Annotated in this window: 17 protein-coding genes and 1 pseudogene; 12 read left to right on the top strand and 6 right to left on the bottom strand. The window is 57.2% G+C overall.

The annotated features are described in order from the left end of the window. Positions 1-38: 38 nt before the first annotated feature. Positions 39-1325, bottom strand: a complete 1287-nt coding sequence (gene dsdA, locus ACQG0T_RS00115) for a D-serine ammonia-lyase (RefSeq protein WP_058686456.1) — start codon at positions 1323-1325, stop codon at positions 39-41. A gap of 17 nt (positions 1326-1342) precedes the next feature. After that, positions 1343-2680, bottom strand: a complete 1338-nt coding sequence (gene dsdX / locus ACQG0T_RS00120) for a D-serine transporter DsdX (RefSeq protein WP_103269858.1) — start codon at positions 2678-2680, stop codon at positions 1343-1345. A 204-nt stretch (positions 2681-2884) separates the two neighbouring features. Here dsdX and dsdC point away from each other — a divergent pair, with 204 nt between their 5' ends. Continuing rightward, positions 2885-3811 carry a DNA-binding transcriptional regulator DsdC gene (gene dsdC / locus ACQG0T_RS00125; protein WP_023302824.1) on the top strand — a complete coding sequence of 309 codons (927 nt, stop codon included), beginning with the start codon at positions 2885-2887 and terminating at the stop codon, positions 3809-3811. Between the two features lie 84 nt (positions 3812-3895). Further along, a pseudogene (locus ACQG0T_RS00130) lies at positions 3896-4981 on the top strand (cellulase family glycosylhydrolase); the annotation flags it as partial. On the opposite strand, the gene emrD reads toward ACQG0T_RS00130, so the two are convergent. From emrD to tisB, 4 genes are all read right to left on the bottom strand, one after another. Next, positions 4887-6071: a multidrug efflux MFS transporter EmrD gene (gene emrD / locus ACQG0T_RS00135; protein WP_271040495.1), complete on the bottom strand. Its 1185-nt coding sequence runs from the start codon at positions 6069-6071 to the stop codon at positions 4887-4889. The pseudogene ACQG0T_RS00130 and the gene emrD sit on opposite strands and share 95 nt — an antisense overlap. A gap of 175 nt (positions 6072-6246) precedes the next feature. Next, positions 6247-7080, bottom strand: a complete 834-nt coding sequence (locus ACQG0T_RS00140; RefSeq protein ID WP_015570117.1) for a DMT family transporter — start codon at positions 7078-7080, stop codon at positions 6247-6249. 62 nt (positions 7081-7142) lie between these two features. Then, on the bottom strand, positions 7143-7589 hold the full coding sequence (locus ACQG0T_RS00145) for a GNAT family N-acetyltransferase (RefSeq protein ID WP_003861064.1): 447 nt from the start codon (positions 7587-7589) through the stop codon (positions 7143-7145). Positions 7590-7653: 64 nt separating this feature from the next. After that, positions 7654-7743 (bottom strand): type I toxin-antitoxin system toxin TisB, encoded by a 90-nt coding sequence (tisB, locus tag ACQG0T_RS00150; protein WP_017383683.1) that lies wholly within the window; start codon positions 7741-7743, stop codon positions 7654-7656. A 281-nt stretch (positions 7744-8024) separates the two neighbouring features. Between tisB and ACQG0T_RS00155 the strand changes: the two genes are divergently transcribed. The 10 genes from ACQG0T_RS00155 to uhpT all read left to right on the top strand — a co-directional run bounded on the left by ACQG0T_RS00155 (position 8025) and on the right by uhpT (position 18522). Next, on the top strand, positions 8025-9245 hold the full coding sequence (locus ACQG0T_RS00155) for an ISL3-like element ISKox3 family transposase (protein WP_000343760.1): 1221 nt from the start codon (positions 8025-8027) through the stop codon (positions 9243-9245). Between the two features lie 548 nt (positions 9246-9793). After that, positions 9794-10507, top strand: coding sequence for a hypothetical protein (locus ACQG0T_RS00160; RefSeq protein ID WP_271040496.1), 714 nt, complete (start codon positions 9794-9796; stop codon positions 10505-10507). A 195-nt stretch (positions 10508-10702) separates the two neighbouring features. Beyond that, a complete protein-coding gene (locus ACQG0T_RS00165) occupies positions 10703-11182 on the top strand; it encodes an Hcp family type VI secretion system effector (protein ID WP_032668901.1) in 480 nt (159 codons plus the stop codon). Between the two features lie 107 nt (positions 11183-11289). Next, positions 11290-11388: an ilvB operon leader peptide IvbL gene (gene ivbL / locus ACQG0T_RS00170; RefSeq protein ID WP_057979964.1), complete on the top strand. Its 99-nt coding sequence runs from the start codon at positions 11290-11292 to the stop codon at positions 11386-11388. A gap of 106 nt (positions 11389-11494) precedes the next feature. Then, positions 11495-13183: an acetolactate synthase large subunit gene (ilvB, locus tag ACQG0T_RS00175; RefSeq protein WP_426723734.1), complete on the top strand. Its 1689-nt coding sequence runs from the start codon at positions 11495-11497 to the stop codon at positions 13181-13183. 3 nt (positions 13184-13186) lie between these two features. Then, positions 13187-13474: an acetolactate synthase small subunit gene (gene ilvN, locus ACQG0T_RS00180; protein ID WP_271040498.1), complete on the top strand. Its 288-nt coding sequence runs from the start codon at positions 13187-13189 to the stop codon at positions 13472-13474. A gap of 125 nt (positions 13475-13599) precedes the next feature. Next, positions 13600-14193 carry a transcriptional regulator UhpA gene (gene uhpA / locus ACQG0T_RS00185; protein WP_003861054.1) on the top strand — a complete coding sequence of 198 codons (594 nt, stop codon included), beginning with the start codon at positions 13600-13602 and terminating at the stop codon, positions 14191-14193. After that, complete coding sequence (gene uhpB, locus ACQG0T_RS00190) at positions 14190-15695, top strand: signal transduction histidine-protein kinase/phosphatase UhpB (RefSeq protein ID WP_047726318.1); 1506 nt, start codon at positions 14190-14192, stop codon at positions 15693-15695. Before uhpA ends, uhpB begins: the two co-directional genes overlap by 4 nt. Further along, on the top strand, positions 15688-16998 hold the full coding sequence (locus tag ACQG0T_RS00195) for an MFS transporter (RefSeq protein WP_039269389.1): 1311 nt from the start codon (positions 15688-15690) through the stop codon (positions 16996-16998). Before uhpB ends, ACQG0T_RS00195 begins: the two co-directional genes overlap by 8 nt. A 132-nt stretch (positions 16999-17130) precedes the next feature. Next, positions 17131-18522: a hexose-6-phosphate:phosphate antiporter gene (gene uhpT / locus ACQG0T_RS00200; RefSeq protein WP_006808805.1), complete on the top strand. Its 1392-nt coding sequence runs from the start codon at positions 17131-17133 to the stop codon at positions 18520-18522. Positions 18523-18641: the final 119 nt, after the last annotated feature.

The raw sequence follows: 18641 nt of genomic DNA on the forward strand, positions 1-18641 counted from the left end.
CTGTAGGCCGGGTAAGGCGTAGCCGCCACCCGGCATAATTACTTCCCTTTAGCTAAATACTTCGCCATCTCATCCTCCGGCACCATGCCGCCGCCGGTCGCCCAGACCAGGTGCGTGGGGTTGGCATCCGCCTGCACGCGCAGCGGCCCGGCCATCCCCGCCAGCGCCGACGGCTCCAGGCGAATCCCTTCCTCCTGAGCCAGCCAGCCGAGCATGTCGTACATGCTCTGGTCGGAAAGGGTGTAGAACCCGTCAAGCAGGCGTTCCATCGCGCGGCCCACGAAGCCGGAGGCACGCCCTACCGCCAGCCCGTCCGCCGCCGTCACGTTATCAATGCCCAGATCCTGCACGGCAATCTCATCGTGCAGGCCGGTGTAAACGCCCAGCAGCATGCACGGGGAGTGCGTTGGCTCCGCGAAGAAGCAGTGGACGTTATCGCCAAAGGCCAGCTTCAGGCCAAATGCCACGCCGCCGGGGCCACCGCCGACGCCGCACGGCAGGTAGACGTACAGGGGATGATCGGCATCCACCACGCGGCCCTGCTCGGCAAACTGCGCCTTCAGGCGCTCGCCCGCCACCGCATAGCCCAGGAACAGCGTACGGGAGTTTTCATCGTCAATGAAGAAGCAGTTCGGATCGCTTTCCGCCGCTTTGCGTCCCTGCTCCACCGCCACGCCGTAATCCTGCTCATATTCCACGACGATCACGCCGTGGCTGCGCAGTTTGGCTTTCTTCCACTCGCGGGCGTCGGCGGACATATGCACCGTCACCTTAAAGCCAATGCGGGCGCTCATAATGCCGATGGACATCCCGAGGTTGCCGGTTGAGCCCACCGCGATGCTGTACTGGCTGAAGAAATCCTTAAAGCGCGGCTCCAGCAGGATGCTGTAGTCGTCTTCGACGCTCAGCAGTCCGGCGTCCAGCGCCAGTTTCTCCGCGTGGGTCAGCACCTCATAGATGCCGCCGCGCGCTTTGATCGAGCCGGAGATCGGCAGATGGCTGTCTTTTTTTAGCAGCAGCGTGCCTGGAATGGCCTTACCGGACTCTTTCTCCAGCCGCGCCTGCATCGCCGGGATCGCGACCAGGTCGGATTCGATAATCCCGCCCGTTGCCGCCGTTTCCGGGAACGCTTTCGCCAGATACGGCGCGAAGCGTTTCAGGCGCGCGTGCGCGTCGTCCACGTCGGCTTTGGTCAGCCCGACATACGGCAATCCTTCCGCCAGCGTCGTGGTGCGCGGGTTAAGCCAGGTGGTTTCTTTCAGGGCAATCAGATCCTCAACCAGAGGAAACTGTGCGGTTAAAGTAGTGATAGTTGCGTTTTCCATAATACGTCTCTTCGCGCTCAGATAATGAAAGAAAGCAGGAATGTGCCGCCAAGTGCAAGCACCGAGGCGATAAACGTCGCCGTCGTATAGTATTTGAAGGTCTGGTTCAGGGTCGCGCCGCAGTATTGCTTCACCAGCCAGAAGAGAGAATCGGTCACGATCGTGCAGCCAATAGCGCCGGACCCGATGGCAATGGTGATGATCTCCGGGCTTACGTTCGGGTAGAGCGGCAGGATCGGCGCCACTATCGCCGTGGCACCCATCATCGCTACCGTTGCCGAACCCACGGCGGCGTGCAGCACCAGTGCCACCAGCCAGGCGAGAAGGATAGGGTGCATATGCAGGTTCGAGAGAATATGCGCCAGCGTCTCCGCCAGACCGCTGGTTTTAAGGATGGCGTTGAACGCGCCGCCCGCACCGATAATCAGCAAAATGTTGGCGATAGAGCCAAAGCCGTGCTCCGTATGGGTCAGCATTGCGCCCATGCCCATGTGCTGGCGGATCCCCAGCAGGTAGTAGGCAAAAAACACGGCGATAAACATCGCGGTGATGGGGTTGCCGATAAACTCCAGCAGGGTATACAGCGAGCCTTCTTTTGCCATGTTCAGCTCGGCAATGGTTTTCACCAGCATCAGGGCAATCGGCAGCAGCACGGTGAACAGCGTGGCGCTCAGCGACGGCAGCGTGTGTTCTTCCCGCACCTTCAGGTCTGAAAATTCCGCCGGAACCGGCTTATAGGGCAGACGATCGCCGAGCAGCTTCAGGAACAGCGGGCCGCCAACCAGAGACGCCATCAGGCCCACCATCAGACCGTAGACAATCACCGTCCCGACGTCCGCCCCTAATTTATTGGTGACAAACAGCGCGGCCGGATGCGGAGGCACCACGCAGTGCACTGCCATTAGTGCGGTACAGAGCGGAATGGCCAGCTTGAGCAGCGACGTGTTGGTCTTTTTGGCGATGGAAAACGCCAGCGGGATCAGCAGTACCACGCCCACTTCCACAAACAGCGTAATGCCGCAGATCAGGCCGACCAGGACCATAATCACGTCCGCCGACAGCCAGCGGCAGCGCTGCAACGTAATCCCGATGCGCTCTGCCGCGCCGGAGACTTCCATCATTTTGCCGAGAATAGTGCCAAGACCGATAACCGCCGCCAGGAAGCCCAGCGTACCGCCAATCCCGCTCTCAATGGCGTTCACCATATCCAGCGGGCTCATCCCCATCATCGCGCCGACGAAAAAGCTTGCCAGCAGCAGCGCGAGGAACGGGTGAAACTTCAGTTTTACGATGGTTAAAACAATCAATACGATGCTGACAAGCAGCGTTGCCACAACCCAGACCTGAGATCCCATATCTCACCTCACCCTTATGTCATCTGGGGGTATTGGACGAAAAAACGGCGTGGGCTGACAAACGATATAAATTGGCGTTCAGATGAGCCAGATTGGATCAACTGAGTGACTGTGTTCTAAAAAGCGCACTTAACTCGTATTAGGTTCACATAAATTCATTCTTGAGCGGTATGCTGAACGCAGAAATTACGTGTGGGAATTGTGATGACCGATGCGAATGAAGGCAGAAACCGGCTTTTAAACGGCTGGCAGCTGTCGAAAATGTACACCTTTGAAGTGGCCGCCCGGCATGAGTCCTTCGCGCTGGCGGCGGCGGAGCTGTCGCTCAGCCCCAGCGCGGTGAGCCACCGCATAAACCTGCTGGAAGAGGAGCTGGGCATTCAGCTGTTTGTCCGCTCACACCGTAAAGTGGAGCTGACGCAGGAAGGCAAGCGCGTTTACTGGACGCTGAAATCGTCCCTCGACACCCTGAATCAGGAGATCCTGGATATTAAAAACCAGGCGCTGTCAGGTACGCTAACGGTGTACTCCCGGCCGTCGATCGCCCAGTGCTGGCTGGTGCCGATGCTGGGGGATTTTACCCGCCGCTACCCGTCGATTTCACTTACTATTCTGACTGGTAATGATTACGTCAACATGCAGCGAACCGGCATCGATCTGGCGCTCTATTTCGACGATACGCCGCCAAACCACCTTTCTCATCACTTTTTGATGGATGAAGAGATTTTGCCCGTCTGCTCGCCGGCGTATGCCCGGGAGCATGAACTGCTGAAAAACCCCCATAACCTCAGCCACTGCACGTTACTGCACGACCGTCAGGCCTGGAGCAATGATTCCGGTACGGATGAGTGGCTGAGCTGGGCGCAGCATTACGCGGCGAATATGCCGTTATCATCGGGTATTGGCTTCGATCGCTCTGATTTAGCCATTATCGCGGCCATGAATAATGTGGGGGTGGCGATGGGGAGAAAGCGGCTGGTGCAAAAACGTCTCGAACGAGGGGAGTTGATCGCACCCTTTGATGGGAAAACTCTCAAGTGCCATCAGCATTATTACGTCTCAACGCTTCCCGGCCGTCAGTGGCCGAAAATTGACGCCTTTATCGGCTGGCTAAGAGAACTGGCGGGTTGAAGAATTATTACGCTTTCGCTCTACACCAAATGTGAAAAAGCGTGCTAAATACAGGTAATGCTTTTGATTTATCCAGGGTAAACCGTGTTAAAGCCTTTTATTGCCACTGCGATCTTACTCTCTTCCGGCTGGGCGATTGCCGCTGAGCCGCCGCTGACGGCTGCCCGTTACGCGCAGATGCTGGGCGTCGGAATGGATGTCGACTGGGCACGCACCGAGCGCGGTATCCGCGAGTTCGACCCGCTGGTGGTCCGTGATTTTCAGGCGAAAGGCATACACCATGTCCGTATTCGGGTGGCGGGCGAACCGACGGAAGCGCGGCTGATTCACCTGCGTAAGCTGGTGGAGGCCTGCGAGCAATACGGCGTCATCCCCATCATCGCTTATCAGGCCGATGAATATAAAAACGACCCGAAAGCGGATACCGAAAAAGAGGTGATTAACTGGTGGATTGCCGTGGCGCACTATTTTGGTCAGCGCTCGCCGTTGCTGGGCTTTGACCTGATCTACGAACCGGCGGACAAGCTCAACCACAACGTTGCTTCGCTCAACCGGGTGTATGAGAAAGCGATCAAAGACATTCACGCCATTGATGCCAGCCGCATGATTTTTATCGCCCCTCGTCTGCGCGCCGCGCCGGAGGATTTATCCAGCCTGAAGCTGCCCGCGCACAGCCAGAATTACCTGCTGGCGGAGTGGCATATTTTCCCCTGGGGTCCGCTGAAAACGAACGGCAAATACCCGTGGACGTCCGGAACCGCGGCTGAGAAAGCGGCTATACGTAACCGAATCAACGCCGCGCTGCACTGGCAGCAAAAAACCGGGCACGTGAGCTGGGTTGGCGGCTGGGGCGTGGGCGAATCGAAAAGCCTGACGCCAACCGCCTCGCAGATGGCGTTTGCCACGTTTATGGCGTGCGAGCTGCAACAGGCCAACATCCCGTATGCGATAAACGCCGATGTTCAGTTTTATGACGGGGAAGAGGGGGCGTGGCGGCCTGCCCCAGAGCGGCTATTGCAGGCGATGATTGCGCCCGTCTGTGAAAAGCCCGGCGAGAAGCCGGGCCATCATGCGGTTAAACCGGCTGTTCGTGATGCGAGACACGCGACGCCAGCGGCAGCCAGCACAGCAAAATCAGCAGCCCCATCAGGGTCATCAGCAAGCCTAAACTCGCCTGCCCGGTCTGCGGCATCATAGCCGAAAGCCAGGCCAGCGCGCCGGAACCGATGTTCTGCAAACCGCCCACCAGCGCGCCTGCCGTGCCTGCGAGGAACGGGAACGGCTCCATCGCGCCGCTGGTGGCGAGGGGAAACAGCATGCCCGCGCCGAAGAAGAACAGCGCCGCCGGGATGAGCAACGTCCAGACCGACATCACGTAAAACAGCCCCGGGATCCACATCATCAGCCCGGCCAGCAGACAGCTGATCACCGACTGCCACATCAGCGTGGAGAAACGCTTGTTCGGACGTCCGGCGAACCATGCGCCGAAGAACGCCGCTGGGATCGGCAGAATAAACAGAATACTCACCACCATGCTGCTCAGGCCAAGGCCTGCGCCCAGCAGCACGCCGGAACAGGCTTCAAACACCGCAATGCCCGCCAGGCCGCCGATTAGCATCAACAGATAACAGGTAAAGCACCCATTACCGAACAGCGTTTTGTAGCTGGCGATGAGCTTCGTGCGCGGCGCGTCTTTTGGGCGGGTTTCCGGCATCCAGCGCGCCATGCTGAAGGTGACAATAATGCACAGCACCAGCAGGAAGGCGTAACAGGCGCGCCAGGACCAGACGGTGTCCAGCAGACCCCCAATCAGCGGGGCCAGTAGCGGGCTGACCAGAATACCCATATTTAACAGACTGTTGGCGTGACGAAGCTGTGTGCCCTGGTACATATCACGCGGCAGGGTACGCGCCATAACCCCGCCAACGCCGGTGCCCACGCCCTGGAGGGCGCTGGCGGCAATCAGGACGGTCAGGCTGTGCGTGGTAATGGCAATCACCGTTGCTACCATGAAAATGCTCATGCCCACCAGAATGACCGGACGACGCCCGACGCGATCGGACAGGGGACCATAAACCAGCTGTGAAACGCCATAGGTCAGCAGATAGGCTGCCATCACGCTCTGGACTGCACCTTCGCGGACGCTCAGATCTTTTGCCATATCGGCAATCGCCGGAATGTAGATGGTTTGTGCCATCTGCCCGACGGCCACCAGTAACACCAGCATCAACAATAAGTTCACGTTCCGTTGCTTTTTCATGTCGCTGAATACTTTTGCCAAAAGAGATAAATAAAGAATAAGTGACTACGCATTCCCATAAATGCGCGAGGAATCTACCACAGAGAGATGACAATTTAAGCATTACTGTGATGAATGACAGAAGGCGTGAAGGCAGGATTTGTAAACAAGATCGGCAACTAATGTTGCCAGCGAATTACGCCAGGCGCAGCAGGACCGCACCGGCAGCAATACCCAGTGCCGCCGCGATGCGCAGGCCGGCAACCTTCTCTTTTAAAAGCACAAATGCGATTAATGCGCCGAAGAGAATAGAGGTTTCACGCAGTGCCGCGACCACAGCCAGCGGTGCCTGGGTCATCGCCCAGAGTGCCAGACCGTAAGATCCCATCGTCCCGACACCGCCGAGCAGCCCTTTTTTCCAGTGCAGGCGCAGGTAGCTGGACGCTTCGCGACGCCGCGCCACCATTGCCCAGCTCAGCAGGCAGAAACCGTTCATGAAGAAGGTCCAGAGCGTATAGCCCAGCGCAGTGTCCGAGAGTCGCACACCGGTGCCGTCCACCAGGGTATACCCGGCGATAAAACAGGCGTTCAGCAGCGCCAGCCAGATCCCCTTGCGTGACTGCATGCGGCCGTTCATCGCCATGGCCAGAATCGACAGACAAATGACCCCAATGCCGGACCAGGCAAGCCAGGAGAGATGATCCCCGAGCACCAATACGCTGATCAGCGCCACCAGCAGAGGGGCCGTCCCGCGCATAAGGGGGTAGGTCTGGCTCATGTCGGAGACCTGATAGGTCTTCGCTACCAGCACGGTGTACACCACCTGTAACGCACAGGAGACGAACAAATATGGCCAGCTTGCGGCAGTTGGCTGAGGAGAGAAGGGCAGTAAAATCAGGGCAATAAGCGCGGCTGAACCGCTGACTCCGATCGCCGAGTAGAGTTTATCCGTTCCGGCTTTAACGATGGCGTTCCAGCTGGCATGCAGCAGTGCGGCGAACAGTAAAATGCAGAAAACGGTGATGGTCATGGCGTATCGGTTGGTGAAATGTCATCCAACTGTAACATTCACCCGTCGATGCTGCCAGCCGCTTACACTGCGCAAAAAAGGCGGTGCGTCACCCGGGGTTCGTCTGACACCAGCCTGAAGCCCGCCCGATGGTAAAATCCGTACGCGGTTTCCGGCGCATGGGTATTAAGAAAATCAAACCAGATGCTGGCATCCGCCATCACCACGGTCAAAAGCTGTTTGCCTATGCCCTGCCCACGGCACTTTTCGCTGACGTAGAGATGACGAATACGTCCGGCGCGCGGCTGCTGGCTGAACGGATCGCGATTAAGGCCGCACACGCCCACCAGCCTGCCGTTAAGAAACGCCCCCAGCAGTTTTTCACCCGGCGCGTTAAAGCGGTTTTCACCCCGCTGCCAGTTCTCTTCCAGCCTGCGCAGCATATTGAAATTCAACGCGATACTCTCCGCCTTCAGGGCGATATACCCGGGTTCATCGGGCGTGACGGGCTCAATTAACAGACGCGACATAGCATTCCCTCGTTATTAAAGAGGGGCGGTTGCCCGCCCCTCTCAGGTGCGACTTGAACCTGAATCACCGAACGTATTTCAGGACAGCATCAAGCAGTTGCAATACAGCAACAATGAGTTTGAGGACAAGTATGACCATATCCACGACGCTCATACGCGTCTCCTTTTGGTTAAAAGGAGCACGATGCTGGCGTACCTTTCCGCCGCCTGTGGCCAGCACCTGGATTGACGTAACACAGTGTGCTCACTTCAGGGGTTAAGGCACTGACGGCACCACCCGTTTCAGCCAGGACTTTGTTGCGCCGGTAAACTGCGGCCCCCTCGCTCACTGCGAACACCCTCAGTATAGATAAATACTGTATGCATGAGGGTCTTCCCTTGTTGTGGTGGCTGAAGGCATGATAATGGTGTATTTAATCGCCAGAGGTCACCGCCATGGATGAAAAGTCCCTCTACGCTCATATTCTCAACCTGTCCGATCCGTGGCAGGTAAAGTCCCTTTCTCTCGATGAAAATGCCGGTTCTGTTACTGTCACTATTGAGATCGCTGAAAACACCCGGCTAGCCTGTCCGACCTGCGGTAAATCCTGTTCTGTTCACGATCACCGTCATCGTAAATGGCGCCATCTTGATACCTGCCAGTTCACCACTATTGTTGAAGCCGATGTTCCACGAATTATGTGTCCGGAGCATGGCTGCCTGACGTTGCCTGTTCCGTGGGCTGGCCCCGGAAGCCGGTATACGTTGCTATTCGAATCGTTCGTTCTCTCATGGCTGAAAATCAGCACCGTTGATGCTGTCAGGAAGCAACTTAAGCTCAGTTGGAATGCGGTTGACGGCATTATGACCCGGGCAGTTAAGCGAGGTCTTGCCCGGATAAAAAAGCCATTATCCGCCCGTCATATGAATGTGGATGAGGTCGCCTTTAAAAAAGGACATCGTTACATAACGGTGATCTCCGATCGCGATGGTCGGGCGCTGGCCTTAACGGATGATCGCGGCACAGAGAGTCTTGCCGGCTATCTTCGCACGCTCACTGATGGGCAGTTGCTGGCTATCAAAACGCTCTCAATGGACATGAACGCGGGCTATATAAGAGCAGCGCGTATCCACTTACCCAGTGCGGTTGAGAAAATCGCCTTTGACCGCTTCCATGTGGCGAAGCAACTGGGCGAGGTAGTTGATAAAACCCGTCAGAATGAACATCCGCACCTCCCTGTTGAAAGCCGACACCAGGCAAAAGGAACCCGCTTCCTGTGGCAGTACAGCGATAAGTGGATGACCGAATCCCGGCAGGAAAAGCTGATGTGGCTGCGTGCACAGATGAAGCTGACGAGCCAGTGCTGGGCGCTGAAAGAGCTGGCAAAGGATATCTGGAACAGGCCATGGAGCGAGGAAAGACGGAGTGACTGGCAGAGATGGTTGGCGCTGGCGGCTAACAGTGACGTTCCCATGATGAAAAATGCCGCGAAAACGATAGGAAAAAGGCTGTACGGGATCCTGAATGCGATGCGACACAGTGTCTCAAACGGAAATGCGGAGGCACTTAACAGCAAGATCAGGCTGCTGAGGATAAAAGCCAGGGGATACCGAAACCGGGAGCGCTTTAAACTGGGGGTGATGTTCCACTACGGAAAGCTGAATATGGCGTTCTGAGCCTTCCCACCATGACCGGGGAAGACCCATGCATGAACAGTATTTTATGGACAAAATTTGGAAGGCGATCCATACTCAAAAACGTCAAAATCCGTGCCGGAATTGCGCGTTCGTCTTCGATCGCGTATACTTTTCGCGTTGACGTAACACAGTGTGTTCTGCGGCAACCAACCGCAAAACCCTGATAAAAACCTCGCTTAGGCGGGGTTTTTTGTTTTCAGGGCAGCCCAGAAAAGGTGCTTGTTGACTTATTGGCAATGGGTGCGGCTGGCATGCAGTATGATTCAATGATTAATTTAATAAGTTCTAATAAGCAGTGGTTCTGGTTCTAGGCCACTTATACAAGTTTACGTCTCTCAATACATAAACTCATTCCAGACATCAATACTCTTCTGAAAGTGAAAAAATGGTATCGACTATAATTGCAGTAAATAATAATGAACTAATTTATATTTTTCTTAAATATTTGCGGGGTTAACCCTCCTTAATTTGAATTATTCGATTTTTCATTGTACTATCTATAACCACGCGCATAGTATGGATACATTATGCAGGCATCTGATTATTTAAAGATGAAGTTCCAAAGCGACAGGCAGTTGGCTATTTATGGACAGCAGGGCGTAGCAGGGACATGGAAAGCATTACAGGGGATCGGCTCTGATATTTACTCAGGAATTGAGCGTGTAAGTTGGTACTCATCATGCTTAATCCCCATCTATCACGATGTGTGTGACGAGCTTCTCTCAGAAGAAAAGAGAATGTACCTCTCAATTCTCTCGCTTTACCGTTATCGCGATGTAATAGCACACATGCTATATCTTTATTTTGAAAGTGTTATTTCCGATTCTGAAAATGGAAATGAAAACAATCGCGTTCGTAAGACGGATTCAAAAGTAACCGGGCTTGTTAATAACATACCGACCAGCAAGGCCGCGCGTTTAGCGATAGCATGGGGTCTGGCCAAATCCCTTTCCGAATCTGGCCTGCTGTCTGAAATCGTCGTCGAACGGCTTGCACGCCGCGTACCTAACGTAGTCATGGCGCTTCAATTGATTGGAACGGAACAGAAGTGCGCTCTTGCTGCTCGTCGCCTGAAAACATTGGACCCTAAGTATTACGCCACCCTCTATGCTGCACAACTGGAGATGCTTTACTACTTTTTTGAGCCTTTCCTGTCTGAACTCATTAAGAAGGTGCAGTTGGGATTCTATAAGGATTTCGATGCAATTTATAAAGACTTAAAGGGCAAGGAGCATGTTTAAAAGTCTGTTATCAATTCTATTAACGGATATTTTATTCCCTGTTTATATTTTTGCGTGCGCCTCTTTGTTCCTGTGGTTGGTACCTGACCACTGGGTCTTACTAACATTCATTGCTATCGTTGTGTTTATTATTGTTCACCCGATGATTTTTGGCCACTTTGATAAATACGATTAAATGTTATTAAAAGGATTTTTATGTCAAACCCAGCTTATTTGTTTTTAACAGATGAAAATGGTTCTCCCATGGTTGGCCCTTGCCTTGTGTCAGGGCGTGAAGGTGCAATTGAACTTAAAACGTTCACTCATAATGTCAACGTCCCGGTCGACGGGAATACCGGGAAATTGACGGGTACGCGTATACACATGCCCATCATGTTTCAAAAAGAATTTGATCGTGTAACCCCGCTTCTCTTTCGCGCATTGAGTACGGGAAGAACGCTCAAGTCAGCCACTATTAAGATGTATCAGATTAATGAGGCGGGTTTTGAACAGGAGTATTTTAATATCTTCCTGGAGAATGTGAAAATAACCTCAATCACACCAGACCTGTATCCCGGCGCAAACACCGGAACCCACCTTGAAACGGTTCTCATACGCTACGAGAAAATCACCTGGAAGCATTGCGACGGCAATGTCATCTATAGTGACACCTGGAATGAGCGAGCAACGTACTGAAACGTGATCCCTGACGCATTTTTGCGCAGATGAAAATATTTCCATTGTCACATCCGAAAACCTGTGTTTGTATAAATTCAATCAATGATTCCAAACACAGGTCCCCAATGACTTCATCCATCTTCACTTCGACCCTACTAAAAACTGCGCAACCTGCCGCAGTGGTCGTCGTGCGTGTGGTGGTGGTCGTCGGCAATGCGCCGTAGGGACTGGATCAACACACGAATCCAAAACCCCGCCGGCGCAAACCGGGCGGGGTTTTTCGTTTAGGACCCTCCCCGGAAGGCTGGCTCAGAAGAAAAGGACTGGAGCATGGCAAGTTCGGGCACAACATCCACAAAGACGCGTTTTACAGGCGCGCAGCTGATTGTTCATTTACTGGAACGACAGGGCATCACCACCGTTGCGGGCATCCCGGGTGGGACCGTACTGCCGCTGTATGATGCGTTAAGCCAAAGCACACAGATCCGCCACGTGCTGGCGCGCCACGAGCAGGGCGCAGGCTTTATCGCCCAGGGCATGGCGCGTACCCAGGGTAAACCGGCGGTCTGTATGGCCTGTAGCGGGCCGGGCGCCACTAACCTGGTGACCGCCATCGCCGACGCGCGTCTCGACTCTATTCCGCTGATCTGCATTACCGGCCAGGTGCCGTCCTCAATGATCGGCACCGATGCGTTCCAGGAAGTCGACACCTACGGCATCTCTATCCCCATCACCAAACATAACTATTTAGTTCGCGATATCAGCGATCTGCCTCAAGTTATCAGCGATGCGTTCCGCATTGCGCAGTCTGGCCGCCCGGGCCCGGTGTGGATAGACATTCCTAAGGATGTCCAGACCGCAGAAATTGAGATCGACGTTCTGCCGGAGCCGGGTGACCGTGCCCCCGCGCCAGAATTCAGCGCTGAGAGCGTGCGCGATGCGGCGGCGATGATCAACGCCGCCAAACGCCCGGTGCTCTATCTGGGCGGCGGGACGATCAACGTCGCGGATGAAATCCGCCAGTTCGCTGAAAAAGCTAATTTGCCCACCACCATGACCCTGATGGCGCTGGGTATGCTGCCAAAAGCGCACCCGCTCTCTCTCGGCATGCTGGGCATGCACGGCGCGCGCAGCACCAACTACATCCTGCAAGAGGCGGATTTGCTGATAGTTATGGGGGCGCGTTTTGATGACCGGGCGATTGGCAAAACCGAGCAGTTCTGCCCGAACGCCAAAATCATTCACGTGGATATCGACCGCGCCGAGCTGGGTAAAATCAAGCAGCCGCACGTGGCGATCCAGGGCGACGTGGCCGAGGTGCTGGCGCAGCTGATCCCGCAGACGGAGGCAACCGACCGCGCCGACTGGCGCCAGCTGGTGGCCGATCTGCAACGGGAGTTCCCGGGCGCTATCCCAACCGAGGGCGACCCGCTGAGCCACTATGGTCTTATCAACGCCGTCGCCGCCTGCGTGGATGACAGCGCGATTATCACCACCGACGTCGGCCAGCATCAGATGTGGACCGCTCAGGCGTATCCGCTGAACCGCCCGCGCCAGTGGCTGACCTCCGGCGGCCTTGGCACCATGGGCTTCGGCCTGCCAGCAGCGGTTGGCGCGGCGCTCGCCAACCCGGACCGCAAGGTGATCTGCTTCTCCGGTGACGGCAGCCTGATGATGAATATTCAGGAGATGGCGACGGCGGCCGAAAACCAGTTAGACGTTAAAATCATTCTGATGAACAACGAGGCGCTGGGCCTGGTGCACCAGCAGCAGAGCCTGTTCTACAAGCAGGGCGTGTTTGCGGCGACCTATCCGGGGATGATCAACTTCATGCAGATTGCCGATGGTTTTGGCCTGCACACCTGCGATCTGAACGCCGAAGAAGATGCCCACGCGGCGTTGCAGGATGCGATTTCTCGCCCTGGCCCGGCGCTGATCCACGTGCGTATCGACCCTGAACAAAAAGTGTATCCGATGGTGCCGCCGGGTGCGGCAAATACTGAGATGGTGGGGGAATAAGCCATGCAGAAACAATGTGATAACGTCATTCTGGAACTCACCGTCCGCAACCACCCAGGCGTCATGACCCACGTCTGTGGGCTCTTTGCCCGTCGGGCGTTTAACGTGGAAGGCATTCTGTGCCTGCCGATTCAGGGCAGCGAGCACAGCCGCATCTGGCTACTGGTGAACGACGACCAGCGTCTGGAGCAGATGATGGCGCAGATCGACAAGCTGGAGGACGTCACCAAAGTGGCACGCAACCAGTCCGATTCCACCATGTTTAACAAAATTGCGGTGTTTTTTGAGTAAATCACTTAAGGTAAGAGGCTTTTGCCGGATGGCGCTGCGCTTATCCGGCCTGCAAGGACGTTACACGTAGGCCGGATAAGGCGTTTGCGCCGCCATCCGGCGCGTTCACGCATCAGGATCAAACCATGACCACCATCGCCCTTATCGACGACCACCTTATCGTTCGCTCCGGCTTTGCCCAGCTTTTAAACCTCGAACCGGATTTTCAGGTCGTGGCCGAGTTTGGCTCAGGACGCGAGGCGCTGGCGGGCCTGCCGGGACGCGGGGTGCAGGTCTGTATCTGCGATATCTCAATGCCGGACCTCTCCGGGCTGGAGCTGTTAAGCCAGCTGCCGAAAGGGATGGCGACGATCATGCTCTCGGTCCACGACAGCCCGGCGCTGGTCGAGCAGGCGCTCAACGCGGGGGCGCGCGGGTTTCTCTCTAAACGCTGTAGCCCGGACGAGCTGATTGCCGCCGTGCGTACCGTCTCCACCGGCGGCTGCTACCTGACGCCGGATATTGCCATCAAGCTGGCGGCGGGACGGCAGGATCCGCTCACCAGACGCGAGCGCCAGGTGGCAGAGAAACTTGCCCAGGGCATGTCGGTGAAAGAGATTGCCGTAGAGCTGGGGCTGTCGCCAAAGACCGTTCACGTTCATCGCGCCAACCTGATGGAAAAACTCAACGTCAGTAACGATGTCGAGCTGGCGCGCCGTATGTTTGACAGCTGGCAATGAACTCCCTGTTTTCGCGGCTGATCGCCGTTGTTGCCAGCTTTTTCATCTTCTCCGCCGCGTGGTTCTGTCTGTGGAGTATCAGCCTGCATCTTGTCGAGCGCCCGGAGCTGGCGGTGCTGCTGTTCCCCTTTGGCCTGCGGCTGGGGCTAATGCTGCAATGCCCGCGCGGCTACTGGCCGGTGCTGCTGGGCGCAGAGTGGCTGATGCTGATCTGGCTGGCGCAGGAAGTGGCGTTGGCGCATCTGCCTTTATTGATGACCGGAAGCCTGCTCACGCTTATCCCGGTCGCCCTGATTTCCCGCTACCGTCACCAGCGCGACTGGCGCACGCTGCTGCGTCAGGGTGCGGCGCTGATTGCCGCCGCGCTGTTGCAGTCCCTGCCGTGGGTGGGTGAAAAGGAGGGGCTCAACGCCCTGCTGCTGACCCTCACCGGCGGCCTGACGCTGGCCCCGACCTGCCTTGTGATCTGGCATTACCTTACCAGCACCGTCTGGCAGCCGCTCGGCCCGGCGCTGGTCTCCCAGCCGGTGAACTGGCGCGCCCGGCACCTGATCTGGTATCTGCTGCTGTTTGTGGTGAGCCTGTGGTTGCAGCTTGGTCTGCCCGCTGAATTATCACGCTTTACGCCGTTTTGTCTGGCGCTGCCGATCATCGCCCTTGCCTGGCATTACGGCTGGCAGGGCGCATTGATCGCCACGCTGATGAACGCCATCGCGCTGATTGCCAGCCAGACCTGGCACGATCACCCGGTAGATCTGCTGCTCTCGCTGCTGGCCCAGAGCCTGACCGGGCTGCTGCTCGGCGCGGGCATACAGCGCCTGCGCGAGCTGAACCAGTCTCTGCAAGCCGAGCTGGCGCGCAACCGCCGTCTGGCGGAGCGTCTGCTGGAGACGGAAGAGAGCGTGCGCCAGGAGGTTGCTCGCGAGCTGCACGATGACATCGGCCAGACCATCACCGCCATCCGCACCCAGGCGGGCATTGTTCAGCGCCTGGCGGCAGAAAACGCGGGCGTGAAGCAGGGCGGGGCGCATATCGAACAGCTTTCGCTGGGCGTCTATGATTCCGTTCGTCGCCTGTTAGGGCGGCTGCGCCCGCGCCAGCTTGACGATCTTTCGCTCGAGCAGGCAATACGCTCTCTGATGCGCGAGATGGAGCTGGAGAGCCGCGGGATTGTCAGCCATCTCGACTGGCGCATTAACGAACCTGTGCTGAGCGAAGGCCAGCGCGTGACCCTTTTCCGCGTCTGCCAGGAAGGGCTGAACAACATCGTCAAACACGCCAGCGCCAGCGCGGTAACGATCCAGGGCTGGCAGCAGGACGAGCGCCTGATGCTGGTGATTGAAGACGACGGCTGCGGCCTGCCGCCGGGCTCCGGCCAGCAGGGGTTTGGTCTTGCGGGCATGCGCGAGCGCGTAAAGGCGCTGGGCGGCACGCTGAACATCTCCTGCACCCACGGGACGCGCGTCAGCGTCAGTTTGCCGTTAAGGACGCACCATGTTTAAAACCCCCGCCAGCGCCGCCCCGCTAAGCAACAAAGCGGAAATCGACTCCCGCTACCGCTACTGGCGTCGCCATATCCTGATTACCATCTGGCTCGGCTACGCGCTGTTCTATTTCACCCGCAAAAGCTTCAACGCCGCCGCACCGGAAATCCTCGCCAGCGGCGTGATGACGCGCACCGATATCGGCCTGCTGGCGACGCTGTTTTACATCACCTACGGCCTGTCGAAGTTCTTCTCCGGCATCGTCAGCGACCGCTCCAACGCGCGTTATTTTATGGGCGTCGGGCTGATCGCCACCGGGGTGGTGAACATCCTGTTTGGCTTCTCCACCTCGCTGTGGGCCTTTGCCCTGCTGTGGGCGCTGAACGCCTTTTTCCAGGGCTGGGGCGCGCCGGTCTGCGCCCGCCTGCTCACCGCCTGGTACTCACGCAACGAGCGCGGCGGCTGGTGGGCGATATGGAATACCGCGCATAACGTCGGCGGGGCGCTGATCCCGATGGTGGTCGGCGCGGCGGCGCTGCACTACGGCTGGCGCGCGGGGATGATGATTGCCGGTGGCCTCGCGATTGTCGCCGGACTGTTCCTCTGCTGGCGCCTGCGCGACAGGCCGCAAACCGTCGGCCTTCCACCGGTGGGCGACTGGCGGCACGACGAGATGGAGATCGCCCAGCAGCAGGAAGGCGCCGGGCTGTCCCGCCAGGAGATCCTCACCAAATACGTGCTGAAAAACCCGTACATCTGGCTGCTGTCGCTCTGCTACGTGCTGGTCTACGTGGTGCGTGCGGCCATCAACGACTGGGGCAACCTGTACATGTCCGAGACGCTCGGCGTGGACCTGGTGACCGCCAACTCGGCGGTGACGATGTTCGAGCTGGGCGGGTTTATCGGCGCGCTGGTGGCGGGCTGGGGCTCGGACAAGCTGTTCAACGGTAACCGCGGGCCGATGAACCTGATCTTTGCTGCCGGGATCTTACTCTCCGTCGGCTCGCTGTGGCTGATGCCGTTCGCCAGCTACGTGATGCAGGCGGCGTGCTTCTTCACCATCGGTTTTTTCGTCTTTGGCCCGCAGATGCTGATCGGCATGGCGGCGGCGGAGTGTTCCCACAAAGAGGCGGCAGGCGCGGCGACGGGCTTTGTCGGGCTGTTTGCCTACCTTGGCGCATCGCTCTCCGGCTGGCCGCTGGCGCGGGTGATCGACGTCTGGCACTGGAGCGGGTTCTTCGCGGTGATCGCCATCGCGGCGGGCATCTCCGCCCTGCTGTTGCTGCCGTTTTTGCACGCGCAGGCACCGCGCGAAGCGTGACGCGCCTCACCTTTTGCTGCCGAGACGCGCAAAACTAAGAAATTTTCCCGGTTTCACCTGGACGCTGTCTCAGGCATCTCTCCTGGCTGGTTTTTACAATGCTGCAAAAATCAGCTCAGGAGTAACTCAGTCATGCTGGCCTTCTTAAATCAGGTGCGCAAGCCGACCCTGGATCTGCCGCTCGACGTGCGGCGCAAGATGTGGTTCAAACCGTTCATGCAGTCCTATCTGGTGGTCTTCATCGGCTACCTGACCATGTACCTGATCCGCAAAAACTTTAACATCGCGCAGAACGACATGATCTCGACCTACGGGCTGAGCATGACGCAGCTGGGGATGATTGGCCTGGGCTTCTCCATCACCTACGGCGTGGGGAAAACGGTTGTGTCCTACTACGCGGACGGCAAAAACACCAAGCAGTTCCTGCCGTTTATGCTGATCCTCTCCGCCATCTGTATGCTCGGCTTCAGCGCCAGCATGGGCGCGGGCTCCGTCAGCCTGTTCCTGATGATCGCCTTCTACGCCCTGAGCGGATTCTTCCAGAGTACCGGCGGGTCGTGCAGCTACTCCACCATCACCAAATGGACCCCGCGCCGCAAGCGGGGTTCGTACCTCGGCATGTGGAACATCTCCCACAACCTCGGCGGAGCGGGCGCGGCCGGCGTGGCGCTGTTCGGTGCGAACTACCTGTTCGACGGCCACGTGATTGGCATGTTTATCTTCCCGTCGATTATCGCCCTGATTGTCGGCTTTATCGGCCTGCGCTACGGCAGCGATTCCCCGGAATCCTACGGCCTCGGCAAAGCTGAAGAGCTGTTCGGGGAGGAGATCAGCGAGGAGGACAAAGAGACCGAAGAAAACGAGATGTCCAAATGGCAGATCTTTGTTGAGTACGTGCTGAAAAACAAAGTGATCTGGCTGCTCTGCTTCTCGAACATCTTCCTGTACGTGGTGCGTATCGGTATCGACCAGTGGTCCACCGTGTATGCCTTCCAGGAGCTGAAGCTCTCGAAAGAGGTGGCGATTCAGGGCTTCACTCTGTTCGAGGTGGGCGCGCTGGTCGGCACCCTGCTGTGGGGCTGGCTCTCGGACCTTGCCAACGGCCGTCGCGCGCTGGTGGCCTGCGTCGCGCTGGCGCTGATTATCGCCACGCTCGGCGTTTACCAGCACGCCAGCAACCAGTACGTTTACCTGGCGTCGCTGTTTGCGCTCGGCTTCCTGGTGTTCGGTCCGCAACTGCTGATCGGCGTGGCGGCGGTTGGCTTTGTGCCGAAAAAAGCGATCGGCGCAGCCGATGGGATTAAGGGCACCTTCGCCTACCTGATCGGCGACAGCTTCGCCAAGCTCGGTCTGGGCATGATCGCCGACGGCACGCCAATTTTCGGCCTCACCGGCTGGGCGGGCACCTTCGCCGCGCTGGATGCGGCAGCGATTGGCTGTATCGTCCTGATGGCGATGGTTGCGGTGCTGGAAGAGCGTAAGATCCGCCGTGAGAATCGTGCGCAGAAATTAAAAGTAGCCTGAGTGTGCAGGTAACTTCTTTGCCCGGTGTGTGATGCCGGGCTTTTTTTTATTTTTAGACTTAATAACTGTGCCGAATAGTTGATCACTTTGAGGGAACTCAGCCCGGATAGTACGATCTG

Origin of the sequence: Enterobacter cloacae complex sp. 302F9, assembly GCF_050030335.1 — a bacterium.
GTDB lineage: Bacteria > Pseudomonadota > Gammaproteobacteria > Enterobacterales > Enterobacteriaceae > Enterobacter > Enterobacter hormaechei_C.

What these genes read in the sequence shown, in the direction of transcription:
- tisB (WP_017383683.1), bottom strand. Translation starts at nt 7,743, where the DNA reads ATGAGCGTCGTGGATATGGTCATACTTGTCCTCAAACTCATTGTTGCT.
- ACQG0T_RS00145 (WP_003861064.1), bottom strand. Translation starts at nt 7,589, where the DNA reads ATGTCGCGTCTGTTAATTGAGCCCGTCACGCCCGATGAACCCGGGTAT.
- dsdC (WP_023302824.1), top strand. Translation starts at nt 2,885, where the DNA reads ATGACCGATGCGAATGAAGGCAGAAACCGGCTTTTAAACGGCTGGCAG.
- ACQG0T_RS00155 (WP_000343760.1), top strand. Translation starts at nt 8,025, where the DNA reads ATGGATGAAAAGTCCCTCTACGCTCATATTCTCAACCTGTCCGATCCG.
- ivbL (WP_057979964.1), top strand. Translation starts at nt 11,290, where the DNA reads ATGACTTCATCCATCTTCACTTCGACCCTACTAAAAACTGCGCAACCT.
- ACQG0T_RS00160 (WP_271040496.1), top strand. Translation starts at nt 9,794, where the DNA reads ATGCAGGCATCTGATTATTTAAAGATGAAGTTCCAAAGCGACAGGCAG.
- uhpB (WP_047726318.1), top strand. Translation starts at nt 14,190, where the DNA reads ATGAACTCCCTGTTTTCGCGGCTGATCGCCGTTGTTGCCAGCTTTTTC.
- ACQG0T_RS00195 (WP_039269389.1), top strand. Translation starts at nt 15,688, where the DNA reads ATGTTTAAAACCCCCGCCAGCGCCGCCCCGCTAAGCAACAAAGCGGAA.
- ilvN (WP_271040498.1), top strand. Translation starts at nt 13,187, where the DNA reads ATGCAGAAACAATGTGATAACGTCATTCTGGAACTCACCGTCCGCAAC.
- uhpT (WP_006808805.1), top strand. Translation starts at nt 17,131, where the DNA reads ATGCTGGCCTTCTTAAATCAGGTGCGCAAGCCGACCCTGGATCTGCCG.
- dsdX (WP_103269858.1), bottom strand. Translation starts at nt 2,680, where the DNA reads ATGGGATCTCAGGTCTGGGTTGTGGCAACGCTGCTTGTCAGCATCGTA.
- emrD (WP_271040495.1), bottom strand. Translation starts at nt 6,071, where the DNA reads ATGAAAAAGCAACGGAACGTGAACTTATTGTTGATGCTGGTGTTACTG.
- uhpA (WP_003861054.1), top strand. Translation starts at nt 13,600, where the DNA reads ATGACCACCATCGCCCTTATCGACGACCACCTTATCGTTCGCTCCGGC.
- ilvB (WP_426723734.1), top strand. Translation starts at nt 11,495, where the DNA reads ATGGCAAGTTCGGGCACAACATCCACAAAGACGCGTTTTACAGGCGCG.
- ACQG0T_RS00140 (WP_015570117.1), bottom strand. Translation starts at nt 7,080, where the DNA reads ATGACCATCACCGTTTTCTGCATTTTACTGTTCGCCGCACTGCTGCAT.
- dsdA (WP_058686456.1), bottom strand. Translation starts at nt 1,325, where the DNA reads ATGGAAAACGCAACTATCACTACTTTAACCGCACAGTTTCCTCTGGTT.
- ACQG0T_RS00165 (WP_032668901.1), top strand. Translation starts at nt 10,703, where the DNA reads ATGTCAAACCCAGCTTATTTGTTTTTAACAGATGAAAATGGTTCTCCC.